Annotated in this window: 14 protein-coding genes; 12 read left to right on the top strand and 2 right to left on the bottom strand. The window is 54.3% G+C overall.

Translation table 11 applies throughout. The annotated features are described in order from the left end of the window. The first annotated feature begins 369 nt into the window (after window positions 1-369). A complete protein-coding gene (locus tag LJE94_06785) occupies window positions 370-1,521 on the top strand; it encodes an acyl-CoA dehydrogenase family protein (GenBank protein MCG6909817.1) in 1,152 nt (383 codons plus the stop codon). 34 nt (window positions 1,522-1,555) lie between these two features. Here the strand turns inward: LJE94_06785 and LJE94_06780 are convergent, their stop codons facing one another. Then, entirely contained in the window at window positions 1,556-1,891 is a 336-nt protein-coding gene (locus LJE94_06780) for a hypothetical protein (protein MCG6909816.1), read from the bottom strand. Window positions 1,892-1,922: 31 nt separating this feature from the next. On the opposite strand from LJE94_06780, the gene LJE94_06775 reads away from it, so the two are divergent. The 3 genes from LJE94_06775 to gtfA are packed head-to-tail and all read left to right on the top strand — an operon-like array spanning window position 1,923 to window position 6,517. Then, the gene (locus tag LJE94_06775; GenBank protein MCG6909815.1) at window positions 1,923-2,834 is read left to right on the top strand and encodes a PfkB family carbohydrate kinase; all 912 of its coding nucleotides are present in this window, start codon (window positions 1,923-1,925) and stop codon (window positions 2,832-2,834) included. Then, complete coding sequence (locus LJE94_06770; protein ID MCG6909814.1) at window positions 2,821-5,019, top strand: HAD-IIB family hydrolase; 2,199 nt, start codon at window positions 2,821-2,823, stop codon at window positions 5,017-5,019. The genes LJE94_06775 and LJE94_06770 overlap by 14 nt, the downstream gene beginning before the upstream one ends. Window positions 5,020-5,068: 49 nt before the next feature. Further along, window positions 5,069-6,517: a sucrose phosphorylase gene (gtfA, locus tag LJE94_06765; protein ID MCG6909813.1), complete on the top strand. Its 1,449-nt coding sequence runs from the start codon at window positions 5,069-5,071 to the stop codon at window positions 6,515-6,517. Window positions 6,518-6,526: 9 nt separating this feature from the next. On the opposite strand, the gene LJE94_06760 is transcribed toward gtfA, so the two are convergent. After that, window positions 6,527-6,832 (bottom strand): hypothetical protein, encoded by a 306-nt coding sequence (locus LJE94_06760; GenBank protein MCG6909812.1) that lies wholly within the window; start codon window positions 6,830-6,832, stop codon window positions 6,527-6,529. A 1,157-nt stretch (window positions 6,833-7,989) separates the two neighbouring features. On the opposite strand from LJE94_06760, the gene LJE94_06755 reads away from it, so the two are divergent. The 8 genes from LJE94_06755 (at window position 7,990) to nuoI (ending at window position 17,363) form a co-directional block, all read left to right on the top strand. After that, entirely contained in the window at window positions 7,990-8,460 is a 471-nt protein-coding gene (locus tag LJE94_06755; protein ID MCG6909811.1) for a CBS domain-containing protein, read from the top strand. A gap of 23 nt (window positions 8,461-8,483) precedes the next feature. Then, the gene (gene ndhC / locus LJE94_06750; GenBank protein ID MCG6909810.1) at window positions 8,484-8,894 is read left to right on the top strand and encodes an NADH-quinone oxidoreductase subunit A; all 411 of its coding nucleotides are present in this window, start codon (window positions 8,484-8,486) and stop codon (window positions 8,892-8,894) included. Further along, window positions 8,867-11,251 (top strand): NADH-quinone oxidoreductase subunit B/C/D, encoded by a 2,385-nt coding sequence (locus LJE94_06745; GenBank protein ID MCG6909809.1) that lies wholly within the window; start codon window positions 8,867-8,869, stop codon window positions 11,249-11,251. The genes ndhC and LJE94_06745 overlap by 28 nt, the downstream gene beginning before the upstream one ends. A 239-nt stretch (window positions 11,252-11,490) precedes the next feature. Beyond that, a complete protein-coding gene (gene nuoE / locus LJE94_06740; GenBank protein ID MCG6909808.1) occupies window positions 11,491-12,012 on the top strand; it encodes an NADH-quinone oxidoreductase subunit NuoE in 522 nt (173 codons plus the stop codon). An 84-nt stretch (window positions 12,013-12,096) separates the two neighbouring features. After that, window positions 12,097-13,371: an SLBB domain-containing protein gene (locus LJE94_06735; GenBank protein MCG6909807.1), complete on the top strand. Its 1,275-nt coding sequence runs from the start codon at window positions 12,097-12,099 to the stop codon at window positions 13,369-13,371. A gap of 2 nt (window positions 13,372-13,373) precedes the next feature. Next, window positions 13,374-15,821, top strand: coding sequence for an NADH-quinone oxidoreductase subunit NuoG (gene nuoG / locus LJE94_06730; GenBank protein ID MCG6909806.1), 2,448 nt, complete (start codon window positions 13,374-13,376; stop codon window positions 15,819-15,821). Continuing rightward, a complete protein-coding gene (gene nuoH, locus LJE94_06725) occupies window positions 15,818-16,807 on the top strand; it encodes an NADH-quinone oxidoreductase subunit NuoH (protein ID MCG6909805.1) in 990 nt (329 codons plus the stop codon). Before nuoG ends, nuoH begins: the two co-directional genes overlap by 4 nt. Window positions 16,808-16,835: 28 nt before the next feature. Further along, window positions 16,836-17,363 carry an NADH-quinone oxidoreductase subunit NuoI gene (gene nuoI, locus LJE94_06720; GenBank protein ID MCG6909804.1) on the top strand — a complete coding sequence of 176 codons (528 nt, stop codon included), beginning with the start codon at window positions 16,836-16,838 and terminating at the stop codon, window positions 17,361-17,363. Window positions 17,364-17,446 lie beyond the last annotated feature (83 nt).

Genomic DNA, 17,446 nt, shown 5'->3' with positions numbered 1-17,446 from the left:
CCATTATCCTGCAGATGAAGGAGAGTACCTGGCTCGAAAAAAAGATATTTGACTGGGCCGTCGATGTTGGTAAAATAAAAGCCGATTGCAAGTTGAACGGGCAGCGAGTTTCGCAGGTATTGAAAATCAAATGTAACATAGCCCATTTACTACCTATAAGAGCCTCTGTCACAATGAACAGATCAGCGAGCTTATCGAAAAAGAAATCGTCGGGGCCAACAAATCCCCGGCTCGGCTGGAGACCATCAAAAAATTCCGTCTTATCGACATCGAGCTTGCCAGCGACGATCCCGAGTTGACGGCCGCCATGAAGTTAAAACGAAAATATGTAAACGAACGTTTCAGCGACCTCATACAGGAAATGTACTAATGGGAAAACAGACCTACTTTACCAAAGAACATGATCAGGTGCGCCGTGCGGTGTACGATTTTATCAAAAAGGAGATCAACCCATACATCGACGACTGGGAGGAAAACGGCAAAATCCCCCTGCACGATCTTTTTAAGAAAATGGGCGACCTGGGTTTTCTGGGAATTCGCTATGACCCGCGTTACGGCGGACAGGGGCTCGACTACTGGTATGAAACCGTTTTGCTGGAGGAACTGGGACACATCGAATGCGGCGGCGTGGCCATGGCCATTGCCGTGCAGACCAACATGGCTACCCCGGCCATTGCCGAGTTCGGAAGTGAATATTTGAAGGAAACGTATCTGAGATCCGCCATCGCTGGGGAGATGGTCGGATCCATTGCCGTTACCGAACCGGATGCCGGATCGGATGTTGGCGCCATGCGCACCACCGCCCAGAGAGACGGCGATGAATTTGTCATCAACGGGTCCAAAACCTTCATCACCAACGGCACCCAGGCCGACTTTTTAACCCTGCTGGCCAGAACCAGCGAAGATCCGGGATACCACTCCTTCGGACTCTTCGTGGTCCCTACGGATTCCGCCGGATTTTCCGTCAGCAGAAAGCTGGACAAGCTGGGCATGCGCAGCAGCGATACGGCCGAACTTTTCTTGGACAACCTCAGGATTCCGGCAAAAAATCTTATCGGTGATGAACGGGAGGGGTTCATTATTCAAATGAAGCAGTTCCAGCATGAACGCTTCAGCGCTTTGCCAACCACCTATGTCGCTTTGAGAGACCTGATTGCCCTCACGGTGGATCACCTCAGAAAGCGGATTGTTTTCGGCAAACCCTTGATTGTCAAACAGGTCCTTAGGCACCGTATTGCCCAATGGCTCACGGAGCTGGAGTGCCTGCAGCAGTTGACCTATCACATCGTCAGAATGAAAATGGCGCATCAGGATGTGACCCGGGAAGTTTCCATGGGAAAACTGCTGGTCGGCCAATTGAGCTGCAGGATCTCCAGCGGTTGCCTGCAGATGTTCGGCGGCTCCGGCTACATGAATGAAATGCGCGTCAGCCGGGCGTTTCGGGACATGCGTTTGAACGCCATCGGAGGCGGAGCGAACGAGGTCATGTCCGACATCATTGCCAAACTGGAAGGCCTGTAACCGCTTCCATAACCTCAAGGCTGCAACCTTGAAGTCAAGAAACCAGCCGCAGTGCTTTTGCGCCGTCAGCCGGAACGCTCCAATGCTTGCCGATGTCGATGAGGTCGTGGGCATCGCTGCTGGCGATGCTGGCAATGCCCTCGACTACACTGCTAATCGCATGCAGCCATGTAACGCAGGTATTTATCCCTTCTGGCTTCTGATCTCGGACCTCCGAATTTTGAAGACCTTTACCGCTATAGCTATTTGTGTTAAACCTACTGATGCGAGCATAAACGTTCACTGCTTGGGTTAATTGGGTTGGCAGGTATGACTCAACAAACGCAACAAGCGCAACGAACTCAACGAACACAACAAACACAACAAACACAAGAAATGGGGAGCCCCAGTGGCCAACGCGTATGATTACATCTGTCGGTGAAATTCTAGTCGATATATTTCCAGGTTACAGGCGCATCGGCGGTGCCCCTTTCAACTTCGCCTATCACCTGCAGAAAATCGGTGAACCGGTTTCTTTGATCAGCCGCATCGGCAATGATGCCGCCGGCAGAGAAATCATGAACCTGTTGGATCTCAACGGATTCGATACCCGTCATGTCATGCAGGACGACCGCTACGAGACCGGCAGGGTCACGGTGACCCTCGACGACGAGGGCACGCCGACTTTCGAAATTTTAGGAAATATGGCCTACGATCATATCGATGCCCGTGATGGCGTCGCAGCCGTCCGCCGGCAAAACCCGGACTTGATTTACTTTGGAACCCTGTCCCAGCGCACCGCCCGCGGGCACGGGGCCGTGCAAAAAATCCTGGCGGCAAGAGATCCGGAGGCGCGTGTGCTTTGTGATGTCAACCTTCGACCGGGCTGTTACAACGAAAAAATTGTGCGCGAATCTCTGCAACAATGCAATGCGCTCAAGATGAACACGGAGGAGTTGAAGACGATTAAAGGGATGTTCCGGTTTCCGGGGAGTGATGATGCGTTTGTCGACCACCTCATGCAGGATATGGGCATCGGTTTGATCTCGCTCACAAAGGGCGCGGCCGGGAGCGAGCTTTTTACGCACACGGGTTCGCACGAGCAACGGAACACACCCGTCGAAATTGCGGGGGATACGGTTGGCGCCGGCGATGCGTATGCATCGGTTGTCGCTCTGGGCTGCACCCATGGATGGACGCCTGAAAAAATTGTGGAAACCGCGGCGGAACTCGCCCGACGGGTATGCGGCATAAAGGGCGCCATACCGGCGGAAGCGGGGTTTTACGAGGGTCTGCTGGATCCTGAAAGGAAGAGACCAGTTGAAAAGCGCTAATGGGTTGTATGTACAATTGTTCAGCATTCACGGGCTGTTGCGGTCAGAGAACCTCGAATTGGGTCATGATGCCGACACCGGCGGGCAGATCAAGTACGTGGTGGAACTGGCCAAAGCGCTTGAAAAACGCGAAGATGTGAGAAAAGTGGAGCTTTTCACGCGGTTGGTGGGTGACAAATCGGTTTCCGAAGACTACGCGCAGCCGATCGAGAAAATAAGTGAAAAGTGCCGTATCGTCAGAATTCAATGCGGGGGGCGAAAATACCGGCGCAAGGAGCTGCTTTGGCCGTACCTCGATGAGTACGTCGACAAATCCATCAAGCACATCAAACGTCAGGAAGAGATTCCCGATGTTGTGCACGGACACTATCCCGACGCCGGATACGTGGCGCTTCAGTTGTCGGAGATCTTCGGCTTGCCCCTGATCTACACGGGGCACTCGCTGGGCCGTTCGAAGCTGAGCCGTCTGTTGAATGAAGGCATGTCTGAAAAGGAGATCGACATAAAGTTCAAAATCGATCACCGCATTCACACGGAAGAGGAGATTTTAAGAAAAGCCGATCTGGTGATAACCAGCACCACGCAGGAAATTGAGGGCCAGTACGGTCTGTACCAGAATAAAAGGTTACCGCGCTTCAAGGTCCTGCCGCCCGGTTTGGACATCGACAAGTTCTACCCCTACTATCACAATTCCCTGCCGGAATACGAAAAAAAAGAAGAGGAGCTGTATGCGCAGGCCTCGATCCTCGAGGAGCTTAATCGCTTTTTCAAGCATCCCGACAAGCCGTTGGTCCTTTCATTGTGCCGCCCCGACAAACGCAAAAACATTGCCGGTCTCATCAAGGCGTTCGGAGAGGACCTGGAACTCCAGTCCATGGCGAACCTGGCGGTGTTTGCCGGTATTCGAAAAGACATTTATGCTATGCAGGACAACGAGCGTGACGTGTTGACCGAAATGCTTTTGCTGATGGACAAGTATGACTTGTACGGCAAGATGGCCATCCCCAAAAGGCACGACTTTGAATATGAAGTGCCTGAGCTCTACCGCATCGCAGCCGAAAATCGCGGCGTGTTCGTCAACCCCGCCCTCACGGAACCTTTCGGCATTACCCTTATCGAGGCAGCCGCCTGCGGGTTGCCCATCATCGCACCCGATGACGGGGGCCCGATGGATATCGTAAACAACTGCGAATGTGGTGTGCTGGTGGATACCACCAATACCCGGGAGATTGCCAATGCAGCCAAGCGCATTATCGCCGGCAACGAATGCTGGAAGGACTATTCCAAAGCCGGGGTCATGAACATCCGCGAGCACTATACGTGGGAAAGTCATGCCGCCAAGTATATGGAAGCCCTCAACGAAACACTTGACAGCTTCGAATCGACCCACATGGACGTTGCCGTTCCTTCCGACCCCATCGGCAGAAGGCTGGCAAAGCTTGACTATTTCCTGATTACCGACATCGACAATACGCTCATCGGCGACGACAATCCGCATCTGGAAGAACTTCTGCAACTATTGAAGCGACACCGGGAACATGTGGGATTCGGCGTGGCCACCGGGCGCACGGTGGACTCGGCGTGCGACTATTTAAAGCGATTCGGTGTCCAGACACCCGATGTGATCATTTCGTCGGTGGGTGCGGAGATATACTATGGCAAGCACAGGCAGTTTGGAAAAGGGTGGGAAACCCATATCTCGGCTAAATGGGATCGGGAAAAAATTGTCAGCCTGCTGAAAGATTTTCCATTTTTAACCTATCAGGAAGAGGACACCCAGCGGCAATTCAAGATAAGCTACAACATGGTGCCGGGAAAAGACCGCCTGGCAAAAGTTCATGACCGCCTGATAGCCAACAAGTGCCGCTACAATCTGATTTATTCCCATGACGCCTACCTGGACATCCTGCCTTACCGGGCTTCGAAGGGTAAAGCCCTGCGTTATGTCAGCTATAAATGGGAGATCCCGTTGTCGCATTTTCTCGTTTGCGGCGATTCCGGCAACGATGAGGAAATGCTGCGCGGTGAGCCAAAGGCCATCGTTGTCGGCAATTTCAGCCCGGAGCTCGAAAAATTGAAAAAGTCGCGCAATGTTTATTATGCCGATCGACCCGCCGCCGGCGGCATTCTCGAAGGCATCGCTTGGTATAAGTTCATCGAGAAAATACACCATACGGTTGCATAAACAACACGGCAAGTAAATATAATGATTTTCCGGTAAGAAAGGAACGCCCATGACCTTACGCAATAACATTCAGCTGATCACATATCCGGATTCCCTGGGCGCGAATCTTCTGGAGCTGCATTACGTACTCAGGCGTTTTCTGCGCAAAGCGGTGGGGGGTGTGCACTTGTTGCCCTTTTACCCGTCTTCGGCCGATCGGGGATTTGCCCCCTTGACCTATTTCGAAGTCGACCCGACCTTCGGCAATTGGGAGGATGTTGAACGTATAGGCGAAGAATTCGACCTTATGATCGATTTCATGGTCAATCACATCAGCCGGCAGTCGCTCTATTTTCAGGATTATTTCGAGAAGGGGGATGATTCAGAATTCGCCGATATGTTTCTGAGTTTTAACAAGTTGAGTTCCACCGGTGAAATCAGCGAAGCGGATCTGGCCAGGGTTTATACCCGCAAACCCCGTCCGCCTTACACGGTAATCCACCGGGCCGACGGATCGCGCGAGAAGGTGTGGTGCACCTTCGACTACGAGCAGATCGATATGGACCTCCAATCACCCAAAACCAAGGAAGTCCTGCGCTCGTTCCTGATCCATCTGGCCCGGACCAATGCCAAAATGATCCGCATGGATGCATTTGCCTACGCAACCGTGCGGCTTGGAACCGACTGCTTTTTTCTGGAACCGGAGGTGTGGCATCTGCTCGACTGGCTGAAAGAGTACCTGAGCCCCTTCGACACGGTGATGCTCCCCGAGGTGCACGAGCATCACAGCTATCACCTGAAAATCGCCGCCAAGGGGTACTGGACATATGACTTCGCCCTTCCCATGCTCGTGCTGCATACCCTGTATCACCACACGAGCGAACGCCTGTTGAAGTGGCTGACCATCTGCCCACGGAAGCAGATCACCACCCTGGACACCCACGACGGCATCGGGGTGGTGGATGTGGTCGACCTGCTCACACCGGAAGAGATCGAACGCACACTGAATGGACTGGATGAGAAGGGGGCGAACACCAGGAAAATATACTCCGGACCGGAATACAACAATCTGGACACCTATCAGGTCAACTGCACCTACTACTCGGCTCTGGAGTGCAACGACAACGCCTATTTGGCCGCACGCGCCATACAATTCTTTACCCCCGGAATTCCGCAGGTCTACTATGTCGGCCTGCTGGCAGGCGAAAACGACATCGCACTGGCCGAACAAACCAAAAACGGTCGCGACATAAACCGGCACAACTACACGCTTGACGAAATCAGCCGTGACATTCAAAAGCCGGTAGTGGAACGGCTGCTGAAGCTCATGGTCTTCAGAAACCGCTACCCTGCCTTCAATGGGTCCCTCGTCATCGAAGAGGCCCCCGATGATCAGCTGGTGCTCAGCTGGTACGACAACCCCCACCGCGCTACCCTGAGGGTCGATCTGAACACCTACCTCACGGTTGTGGAATACTACGATGCCGACCAGGCTCGTGAACGTTCCTTCAAGGCGTAAGGCACTTTTTTAAGAACTTTCAAGGACGCGATAGAACTGATCTACGATGGGAAGCACTTTGTCGGTCATGACAGGTTCGAGCATTTTCGAGTAGGTTTTGTCATTGTCCATTTCGGAGTCGATTCTTTCATAATCTGCCAGTGAAGCATAACGCGTTTGAATCGTTACCCTGCGCCTCTCGCCTGCGAGATTGTACATCAGTCCGACAGAGATCTCGGGATATTTATTTTCAAGATATGCCTTGACCTTGGCAAGCGCCGCAAAAAACTCGGGGTAGGTATCCCCGTAGCCGATTTCTCTTTGATGAATAATCATCTTGACCTCCTTTCGCTCAACTTGGGAAGCCGCCTTTGTTGAAACGCCGGAGGCACCTCATCGTTGAGAGTGATTTGCCAGAAAAACACCACAATGTGGTTGCAATAGCTTAAGGATGGATTATGTTCTGTCAAGAGGGTTGGAAAATGGAAAGGCAGGAGGCGTGGGTTTGTTCAATTATTTGAAATGCCGTAACGTATATATTATTTTGGAATAACCGGCAATTCAGGTGGAATGAAAATGAGGTGCTACGATGAAAAATAATGTAAAGACACAAGCCAAGCAATGTTGCGCAAAAGGGTATAACCGTTTAGTCCAACAGCTCGGTGCGTGCGATATGGAATCGAAAACGTCCGATGACAGGCATCGCTGTTATCGGCGCACCGCCCGGAAAAGTGGGCGCCGGACGAAGTCGTGTATTGCGGCCGTTAACGCCTAACCGTATTCACCTCAACGTTGAGGCTCAGCCTTGCTAACCCCAACGATGGGATCTGTAACAGCGGGTTGTCCCTTTCGGAAATGGGCTGGTAGTATTTGCCCTAAGCATGGGTAGTAGTAATTTCGAGAGCTGTGATTTTTAGTCTAGAGCCCTCGTCATACCCGCGCCGGCGGGCAAGTAGTGAAGCGTTTGCGCTATCCGGAAAGCTATGCCCGGACCCCCGCTCCGGCCAAAGACAACACCGGGGCAGGCTCTGTGCGGGGCTGACGGAATAAACATTCCGGCAGCTCAGTCATTTGGAGCGAGACAGCGAGCGCATTCCCTGCGGCGTGCTGCAGGGAATGCGAGCGAATCATAATTGATAGAATTCCTTACGGTGAAGAGTCCCCTTAAGATTGCTGCGGGGAATCGTCAATTTGTGCATGTGGGTCCGACCGGGAAACCCACCTCTCAAACATTGCTAAAAAAAAGTTTTCGTTGACATTTTACCGGACCCGATATTAGTTTATTGTGCAACCATGGGGTTAAATCGAACCGCCACAGCGAGTGCATCGGTAAAGATAAAATGCTTTACGGTCCCGCGCAGCACTGCCGTAAGGCAAAACATTTGCCGCAGCTGACGGCAGAGAGCCCCATTCAGTAAGCAATAGCGGAAACCTGTCAGCACGGCTTTTGGACGCCGTTCACATTGAGCGGGAACCCTTTCAGGAGTGAGACGATGAAGACCGCCGGCGATATTATTTCAGACAAACCATGGGGTCTCATATCCGTAAGCATGGATACCCTTGTCTATGACGTCATGCAGCAGATGATTGCCAAAAAAATTGGGGCAATCCTGGTAGGAAAGGAAGGGGCTATCGTCGGCATCTGGACCGAGCGGGATTATTTCCGCAACTCGATCGAGCCCGGATTCGATGCGAAGAAAGCGGTTGTCGGCAATTACATGAACACCGAACTCATCAGTGTGCCGCCGGAGACACCGATAACGGCGCTTCAGGACATGTTTCTGGGACTGTTTATCCGGCATATACTCGTCAAGAAAGAAAACGACTATATTGGCCTGCTCTCCATGGGCGATGTGATGCGGGCCATTCTCCTTGAGAAGGACGAGAAGATAAAGCGCCTGAACAAAATGGCAAGCTGGGAATATTATGAAAACTGGGGCTGGCACCGGAAATACGACAAATAGCTCATTCTGCTGCTTTGTATGTGATGAATTCTATACAGCCATTTGAAAATTTATCTCCCTGGCATCCGGGAATACCAGCACTTATTTTATTTGCTCTGGCGGTGCTTTTTATTATCGCGGCCCTTGTCCTGATTGCATCCTTCTTGGGAGAAAAAAAACCCAACCAAGAAAAATCAAGACCTTACGAAAGCGGCATTATCCCATACGGATCATCACGCCTCAGATATTCTTTGCCGTTTTTTCTCGTTGCCATCTTTTTTCTCATCTTCGATGTCGAGGGAAGCTTCATATTCTCCTGGGCGGTTGCATGCCGGGAGTTGGGATGGATAGGGTGGATCCGGATGACGCTCTTCATCCTCATCCTGCTGCTGGGCCTCATCTATATCTGGCGTAAAGGAGGGCTGAATTGGGGCTCGAGAGACCAAAAAGTCTGACACCGCCCCGGCACCTGCTGGACCCCGTTATCAACTGGGCGCATGCCAACAGCTTGTGGCCCCTTTATTTCGGCCTGTCATGCTGTTTTATGGAAATGGCGGCCGTGCTGACGTCGCGATACGATATCGCACGATTCGGATCTGAAGTCATTCGTCCCTCTCCCCGCCAGGGAGACCTCCTCATTATAGCCGGGACCGTATTCAAAAAAATCGCTCCGGTCGTGCTGCGCCTCTACAAGCAGATGGCGGAACCGAAATGGGTGATGTCAATGGGATCGTGCTCAAACACCGGCGGCATGTATGACGCCTACAGCGTCGTTCAGGGGGTCAACCAGATTCTGCCGGTGGACGTTTACATTCCCGGCTGTCCGCCGCGCCCTGAAGCCATCCTCATGGGGCTCGATGTTCTGCAGAAAAAAATCAGGGGTGAGAGCCCGGCACGTTCGGTATTTCATTCCGGATATGGAACCCAGGGAACCACCGCCCCGGTTTTAGTGGACGGCAAAAGCAAATCGCGCGACCCCAGAGGCCCGGGCATGGAGGAGATCCCCGTGCGGGGGACCTCGACGACCCCCCCTGATTTTTCGGGCAGCCGCACCGATCTCATGTGGACGCCGCCGGCGCCACCGTTCAAACCGTCACCCGAAGAAAAAGAACTTGCCGATGCGCTGTACGCCCGTTTCGGCGAATCTTTACGAACCGGCGAGCCGTCAGTCGACATGCCGACCTTTGCGGTGGCCGCAAAAGATCTCAACGCGATTTTACGATATTTAAAGCATGAGGCCAAGCCACGCTTCGCAAGACTCGAAGACTACACAGCCATCGATGAATCCGCACGCGGCGACCGGGATCGATATCCTGACTTTACCCTTGTGCACCACCTCCTGGCATTCGATCCCCCCATGCGTCTGCGCTTAGAGGTACCGCTGTCGGGCAAACGGCCCGAAACCTCGAGCATCAGCGATATCTGGCCGTCGGCGAACTGGTACGAACGTGAGATCTACGACATGTTCGGCATCAATTTTACGGGACACCCGAACCTCAAGCGGCTTATCATGCCGCATGACTGGGAAGGGCATCCCTTGAGGAAATCCTATCCGGGGCGTGCCACGGAGATCGCACCCTATGATTTGGCGGCTGCTGAAACACATGACCCGCTGGGTGCCGAAACCTATCACCCCGGGGTGGACGTTGCGGAGGAAATACTGCTCAATATCGGCCCGCACCACACCGCGACCCACGGGTTGATGCGGTTTATCGCCCGTTTGAAGGGGGAGCGCATTGTCGACCTCGACATGGACGTGGGGTATCACCACCGGTCTGTCGAGAAGATCGGCGAGCGCCAGTCCTGGCACCAGTTCATCCCCTACACCGACCGCGTGGACTACACGGCCGGCGCAGCCAACAATCTGCCCTATCTGCTCGCAGTGGAGAAATTGGCCGGCATAACGGTGCCGGAACGGGCACAATTCATTCGCGTCATGTTGAGTGAGCTTTTCCGTTTGAGCAACCATCTTGCCTATATCGGTATTTTTGCCCACGCCCTCGGCGCAATGACACCTACGTTTTATACCTTTCGTGAAAGGGAGTTGATCCTGGATATCGTGGAGTCGATAACCGGCGGACGGCTGCACCCGGCATGGTTTCGCATCGGCGGCGTGGCAGCAGATCTTCCCGACGGATGGAAGGAGGCCATCGATGCCTTTCTAAAAATTTTTCCCGGGCGGATCCGCGATTACGAAAATCTGACCGTCAACAATCCGATCGTCAAGGCGCGCACCAGGGGAATCGGCAGGCTGCCCCTGGATGAAGCCATAGACTGGGGTGTCAGCGGGCCTAATCTGAGGGCAAGCGGCTTTGCGTGGGACCTGCGCAAAAGAATGCCCTATTCAGGGTATGAGCGCTTCGATTTCGAGGTGCCCACAGATACCGCGGGAGACTGCTATGCCCGTTTCTGCATGCGTATTCAGGAATGCTACGAGAGCGCCAAGATCATTCGGCAGGCGGCCGACAACATGCCCGGCGGCGCTTATGTAACCGATGACTACCGGTATGCCGTTCCGGTGCGCAAACATATGCTGAATGATATCGAAAGCCTGATTCACCACTTCGTCAACGTGACACGCGGACCCAAAATCCCGCCGGGGCAGGCGTATGCGGCATGCGAGATTCCCCGGGGAGAACAAGGCTATTACCTGGTCAGCGACGGCAAGGGCTGCCCCTACCGGCTGCATGTGAGGGGCCCCAGCTTCACCAATGTCCAGATACTGCCGCTGATATCCCGGGGGCTGCCGATTTCCGACTTTATCGCCAATATCAGTTCGGTCGATTACACGCTGCCGGATATCGATCGGTAAGCCCCTTTTGATGACCCAAGTTGAGCATTCTTAAAATTTGGAACGCGCAACTTGGGTATGAAATTCTGGTAGCTTGGGCCGGGCCGGAAATATTTGGCTGTGCCAGGAATAGGCGGAATAAAATTCCAAGCACCAAATTCGAAATCCGGAAGAATATCGAATGACCGAAATTCAAATGCCCCAAACATGGACGTAAGTCATCGGTTGTCGGGTTTCAGGTGTTGAGAGAATGTGGGGCTATGTTTTCAGAAGAATTAAAAGCCGAATTGACGCGGACGGTCCAAAACAGCGAGCATCCCCGGGAACTGCTGGTGGACATCATTTTCAAAATTCAGGACCGATACGGCTACCTGGACGATGAAAGTCTGGAAGTGGTTGCACGGTTGCTGCACATGGACCCGCTGGAAATTGAACAGATTGCGACCTTCTACACGTTTATATTTCGTGAGCCGGTCGGGAAATATGTCATTCATGTCTGTGACAGCGTCATGTGCTGGTCGATGGGGGGTGAAGCCCTCAAGGAGTTCCTTTGCCGGTCCCTCGATATCCAAATGGGCGAAACCACGCCGGACGGTTTGTTTACCCTTCTTCCGGTTTGCTGCATCGGATATTGCGATCGCTCACCGGCTATTCTGGTAAACAAAAAGGTTTACGGAAATCTAACCCCTGAAAAATTGGAGCGGCTTCTCGATGAATTGAGATTCGAGGCGCAGCAGGAGAGGACGGCATCGCAGGACCAGGCCCCCGAAAGGCCCGTATAAGCGAAATTGTTTTTACTTTGATAATTCTTAAAATTTGAAACACTCAACTCAGGTTAGAACCTTAACCCGGACTGCAGGCACGGGATGTACCCTCAAGTTTTATTGGCAAACCGAAAACCGGATCGCATTACGACCTTGTCCGAGTACCGGCACAGCGGCGGTTACCAGGGCCTTGAAAAGGCGGTCAGGGAATCCCGGTCGGACGAAGTCAAACAGATCATTTTCGATGCGACGCTGCGGGGACGGGGCGGTGCCGCATTTCCGATGGGGTCGAAAATGACGACGGTGCCCGACGATGCGCCGTATCCGCGTTATGTCGTTTGCAATGTGGATGAAATGGAGCCCGGCACGTTTAAGGACCGCGTGTTGATTCACGCCGACCCCCACCAGCTGATCGAGGGGATGGCGTTAGCCGGCTATGGAATCGGGGCCGAAAGAGGCATTATCTTCATAAGACCGGAATACGAGGGAGCCTCCGTGATTCTCGAACGGGAAATCGGCATCGCAAGAGAAAAGGGCTTTATCGGCAAAAGAATTTTCGGTTCCGGTTTCAGCTTCGATCTGACTGTTCACCGGAGCGGCGGACGCTATATCTGTGGAGAGGGGACGGCGCTTTTGAACGCGATTTCCGGCAACCGGCCGAATCCCAAAAAGCCGCCGCCGCATCCCACGGTAAAGGGCCTGTGGGGGCAGCCGACACTGCTGCAGAACGTGGAAACGCTTTCCTGTGTCCCCCATATCGTGAGACATGGCGCCGAATGGTTCAAATCCCTGGCATTGACCCCCGGTGGCGCCGGCACAAAGATATTTTGTGTCAGCGGAAAAGTAAATCGACCCGGATGCTATGAACTGCCGATGGGGATAAAACTTTCGGAGGTCATCGAGGTCCATGCAGGCGGTATGCGGCCGGGATCGACGTTCAAGGCCTGCCTGCCGGGCGGTGCCTCCACGGCCTACATGACGGAAAAATTATACCACATCGAAATGGATTTCGACACCTTGAAAAAAGCCGGCCATCGGCTGGGCACCGCGGCCGTCATGGTGTTCGATCAGCACACCTGCATGGTGGCGGCCACTCTGAACCTGGTAAATTTTTTTTCGCGCGAATCATGCGGCTGGTGTACCCCCTGCCGAGAAGGCATCCCCTATATTCGGGATTTGCTCCACCGGATCGAAACCGGCCGGGGCGAAAGATCGTTTGTGGAAATGATAACCACCATGTGCCGGCACCTGTGGCAGGCATACTGTGCATTTGCGCCCGGTGCCGCGATGGTGGTGGCAAGCCTGTTCAAGGAGTTCGAGGACGAAGTTGTTGCCCATATCGATCAAAAACGCTGCCCCTTTGAGGATCAACAGTAAAAATGCCGGAACTTGTCATTGACGGGAGAAAAGTTGTCGTTCCGACCGGGACCAAGGTGATCGATGCAGCCGAACGGCTCGGCATCGTCATACCGAGGTTCTGCTACCATCCGGCGTTGGGATCGGTGGGCGCATGCAGGGTGTGTGCCGTGAGTGTCCTGGAGGGCCCGGTAAAAGGCATCAAGATGAGCTGCCGGCTGGATGCGGAAGACGGCATGGTGATTTCCACAACCGATGCCGACGCCGTCGACTTCAGACGCCATGTCATCGAATGGCTCATGATGAACCATCCCCATGACTGCCCGGTGTGCGACGAAGGCGGGCACTGCCTGCTTCAGGACCTGACCGTGTCCGGCGGGCACGGCCTGCGGCGATTCAGGGGCCGCAAAAGAACCTATCGTGATCAATACCTGGGCCCCCTGATTCAACACGAAATGAATCGCTGTATCCAATGCTACCGTTGTTCGCGATTCTACCAGGAGTTTGCCGGCTACCATGATCTTGGCGTCATGGGCGTTGCCTCGCGCATCTATTTCGGGCGGTATCGGGACGGCACCCTGAAGAGCCCCTTTGCCGGTAACTTGATCGATCTCTGCCCAACCGGTGTCTACACGGATCGGCCCTCCCGCTATACAGGGCGGCAATGGGATTTCGGAAGGCATCCTTCGATATGCATACACTGCAGCCTGGGCTGCCACTTGACCGTCAATACCCGCTATCGTCGGATTGTAAAGCAAGAAGCGCGCCTCGAGCCCGAGATCAACGGCCACTTTATCTGCGATCGGGGGCGATACGGATTTTTCTATGCCGATCAGGAAGACCGGCCGAGGACGGGGCGGGTGAATCGCGAAAAAGTGACCGGGGAACAGGCCGTTGCGCTGACCGCCCAGCGTCTTGACGCCATCAGCCAACGGTACGGGCCTTCTTCGGTGGCAACGCTGGTATCACCCCGATGCAGCCTGGAGACCCTGGCAGGCACGCTGAAGCTATGCCGTGACAAAGGCTGGCGGCAGCCGTACGTGGGATTGACCAGACGGCATCTGGGGAATGTTCACACCGTGCTGAATTGCCTTGCCAGGAACAAAACCTTGTCTCTGGAAGAGATCGAGACATTCGACCGCATCCTGGTTGTCGGCGCGGATCCGGTCAACGAAGCCCCCATGCTGGCGTTATCCTTGCGGCAGGCGGTTCGAAAAGGGGCCGATGTTTTGTGTCTCGATCCGCGACCGTTGGACCTGCCGTTTGATTTCCGGCAAATAGCGGCTTCTCCCCGGGAAATCCACGACATTCTGGAGGCCGCGACATCGGCAAGTTTTGAAGACGGTAACGAGCGTCTGTTGCCGCCGATCATGGACGGTGACGGGGGGAAATGGGCCCACGTGCAATCCGTGTTGAATCTCGTCACCGGAGGCGCGCGTACGGCAGTTGTTTGCGGTACGGACATCACCGATCACCGTATCATAGGGCAGTGTGCCGAACTGGCGTTTCGTTTGCGGCCCCGGTCGGGGTTGTGTTGCACGCTCCCCGGCCCGAATGCCTATGGGGCGGCCCTTTTGACTGCGCCCGACGGCGCCGTTGAAGACCTGCTGGAGAATATAGAAAACGGCGGCATCCAGGCGCTTCTGATGGTGGAAACCGATCCGGTATGGGATTTCCCCGACCGGCGGCGGCTTGCGCTGGCATTCAGCCGCCTCGGCTTTCTATCCGCCATGGATTACATTCCCTTGCATCCGGCAAACGCCGCTTCCGCCTTCATTCCCACCCAGACGGTCTATGAATCCGGTGGTATCTTCATCAATCATCGGGGCCGGGCTCAGCATGCGCGCCCTGTTTTCAAGGGTGGCATGCCCATCAGCATTACCGGGGGGGGAGATCATCCGCCGCGAACGTTTAGAGAAACGGTGCCCGGTAGTGATACGTGTGCCGCCTGGCAAGCATTGGACATGATAGGAGGCAGTGAGGGCGTTTTTTCGCGGCAACGGCTGCTTGCATGGCTGATCGACGCTCATCCCGAATTGGACGGCATCCAGCAACTCTCCGGGGATGAGCCGCTTCGCATCTCCGCCAAAGGGCCGGACATGGAGCGGGAGGTTCGGCCAGCGCCGGAATCAGGGGCGTCTGCCGGCACGAATTTTGAGATACTCTTGACGGAAGCGTGCTTTGGAACCGAATGCCTCTCTCACTTTTCACCCCCCCTTCAGAAACTGGCAAAAGAGCCGTACATCTGGATGAACGCGAAACAGGCGGAGGCGTGTGGATTTTCAGGTTACAACAGCCTGTGGATCACCATGGATTCGCTGTCGTTGAAAATAAAACTGAGGCGTTCCGTCAAAGTGCCTGAGGGCCTTGTCATAATGCCCCGTCTATCCCACGCGGAAATGCACATGCCGGATATGGGGGGAAGGCGGTTAGGCAGAAAACAGTTCAGGGGAGCCGACACACGCTCATGATATTGGATTGGATGCTCGGATTTATCATTCTGCTGCTCAAGCTGGCTGTCGTTCTGGCCGCGGTTTTGGCCTTGGCGGCTTACCTTGTCCTGCTCGAGCGCAGGCTCCTCGGATGGCTTCAAGCCCGGCTGGGTCCGAATCGTGTCGGTCCTTACGGCCTGTGGCAACCCCTGGCGGACGGCATCAAGCTGCTGTTGAAGGAAGACGTCGTACCATCCGCGGCGGATCGCATCATTTTTCTTTTTGCACCGGCGGTAGTAGCCACCACTGCTTTGTTGATATTTGCGGTGGTCCCCTTCGGGCCCGATCTGTCGTTTTTCGGTCATAACGTGCCGATGGTGGTCTCCGACATCAATATCGGGATGCTTTACGTACTGGCGCTGTCTTCTCTGGGGGTGTACGGCATCGCACTGGGCGGCTGGGCTTCCAACTCGAAATACGCCTTGTTGGGGGGCATTCGAGGGGTGGCCCAGATGATCAGCTATGAGTTGGCTTTGGGGTTGTCCATTGTTCCCGTCGTGATGCTGGCCGGTTCCTTCAGCCTCGTCGAAATCGTCCGGGCCCAGGCGGACTATCCGTTTATCGTCGTTCAACCGATCGGCTTTGTCATCTTTTTTCTGGCATCCATGGCCGAGAGCAAGCGCATACCTTTCGATATGCCCGAAGCCGAAACCGAACTGGGTTCGAGTTTTCACACAGAATACAGCGGCATTCGTTTCGGCCTTTTTTTTCTGGGAGAATATGTCCACATGCAGGTGCTGGGGGCGCTGATGGCGGTGCTCTTCCTGGGGGGATGGCGGGGCCCGATCCTGCCGGGGCCTGTGTGGCTGCTGATAAAAATTCTGCTGGTATCGGCGATCATGATTTGGATTCGGGGAACGCTTCCCCGGCTGCGTTATGACCAGCTCATGAATTTCGGTTGGAAACTGCTGATACCGCTCGCGTTGTTGAATATCGTTATTACCGGAGCCGTCATCCTCCGGTAAAAGGACGCTCATGAAGCCTTTTCAAACCATGTTAGCGGATGTCGGGGCCATTGGAACGGGGTTTCTGACGACGCTGAAATTTCTTTTCAAAAAGCCGTTTACCCAGGAATACCCGGAGTACAAACGTCCGCTTCCGGAACGTTCCAGGGCCAGAATCGTTTTGACCAGGGACCCGGACGGTCGAGAGCGGTGCGTGGCATGCTATTTGTGCTCGGCTGTCTGCCCGGTATCCTGTATCTCGATGCAGGCCGGTGAAGATGAAAACGGCCGGCGATACGCGGTCTGGTTCAGAATAAACTTCGGACGCTGCATCTACTGCGGGCTGTGCGAGGAGGCCTGTCCCACATCGGCCATCCAGCTGACTCCCGACTTTGAAAATTGCAAAAGGGATATTCTGTCACTGGTATTCGAAAAAAAGGACCTTCTCGTGGATCATGGCGGCAAGGATCCGGATTACGATTATTATCAACACGCCGGCGTGTTGAACCGGCTGAAGGGCAAGGGTGATCATGTGGGAGAAGCACCCCCCACGAATATCAAGACCAATCTGCCATGAGCATCGGGCCAGAGGGCAACGCCATGACCGGAAGCATTGAAAACGAACATATCGTCCGACGGTTCGAAGCCGTCCGCTCGGCA

The organism is Deltaproteobacteria bacterium, from assembly GCA_022340465.1.
Lineage (GTDB): Bacteria > Desulfobacterota > Desulfobacteria > Desulfobacterales > B30-G6 > JAJDNW01.
The sequence above is the reverse complement of the archived record's forward strand: the minus strand, read 5'-3'. Positions and strand labels throughout refer to the sequence as shown.

Bases quoted from the DNA above. Each gene is read 5' to 3' on its own strand.
- LJE94_06785 (MCG6909817.1), top strand. From the start codon at position 370: ATGGGAAAACAGACCTACTTTACCAAAGAACATGATCAGGTGCGCCGT.
- LJE94_06775 (MCG6909815.1), top strand. From the start codon at position 1,923: ATGATTACATCTGTCGGTGAAATTCTAGTCGATATATTTCCAGGTTAC.
- gtfA (MCG6909813.1), top strand. From the start codon at position 5,069: ATGACCTTACGCAATAACATTCAGCTGATCACATATCCGGATTCCCTG.
- LJE94_06760 (MCG6909812.1), bottom strand. From the start codon at position 6,832: ATGATTATTCATCAAAGAGAAATCGGCTACGGGGATACCTACCCCGAG.
- LJE94_06755 (MCG6909811.1), top strand. From the start codon at position 7,990: ATGAAGACCGCCGGCGATATTATTTCAGACAAACCATGGGGTCTCATA.
- ndhC (MCG6909810.1), top strand. From the start codon at position 8,484: ATGAATTCTATACAGCCATTTGAAAATTTATCTCCCTGGCATCCGGGA.
- nuoE (MCG6909808.1), top strand. From the start codon at position 11,491: ATGTTTTCAGAAGAATTAAAAGCCGAATTGACGCGGACGGTCCAAAAC.
- LJE94_06735 (MCG6909807.1), top strand. From the start codon at position 12,097: ATGTACCCTCAAGTTTTATTGGCAAACCGAAAACCGGATCGCATTACG.
- nuoG (MCG6909806.1), top strand. From the start codon at position 13,374: ATGCCGGAACTTGTCATTGACGGGAGAAAAGTTGTCGTTCCGACCGGG.
- nuoH (MCG6909805.1), top strand. From the start codon at position 15,818: ATGATATTGGATTGGATGCTCGGATTTATCATTCTGCTGCTCAAGCTG.
- nuoI (MCG6909804.1), top strand. From the start codon at position 16,836: ATGTTAGCGGATGTCGGGGCCATTGGAACGGGGTTTCTGACGACGCTG.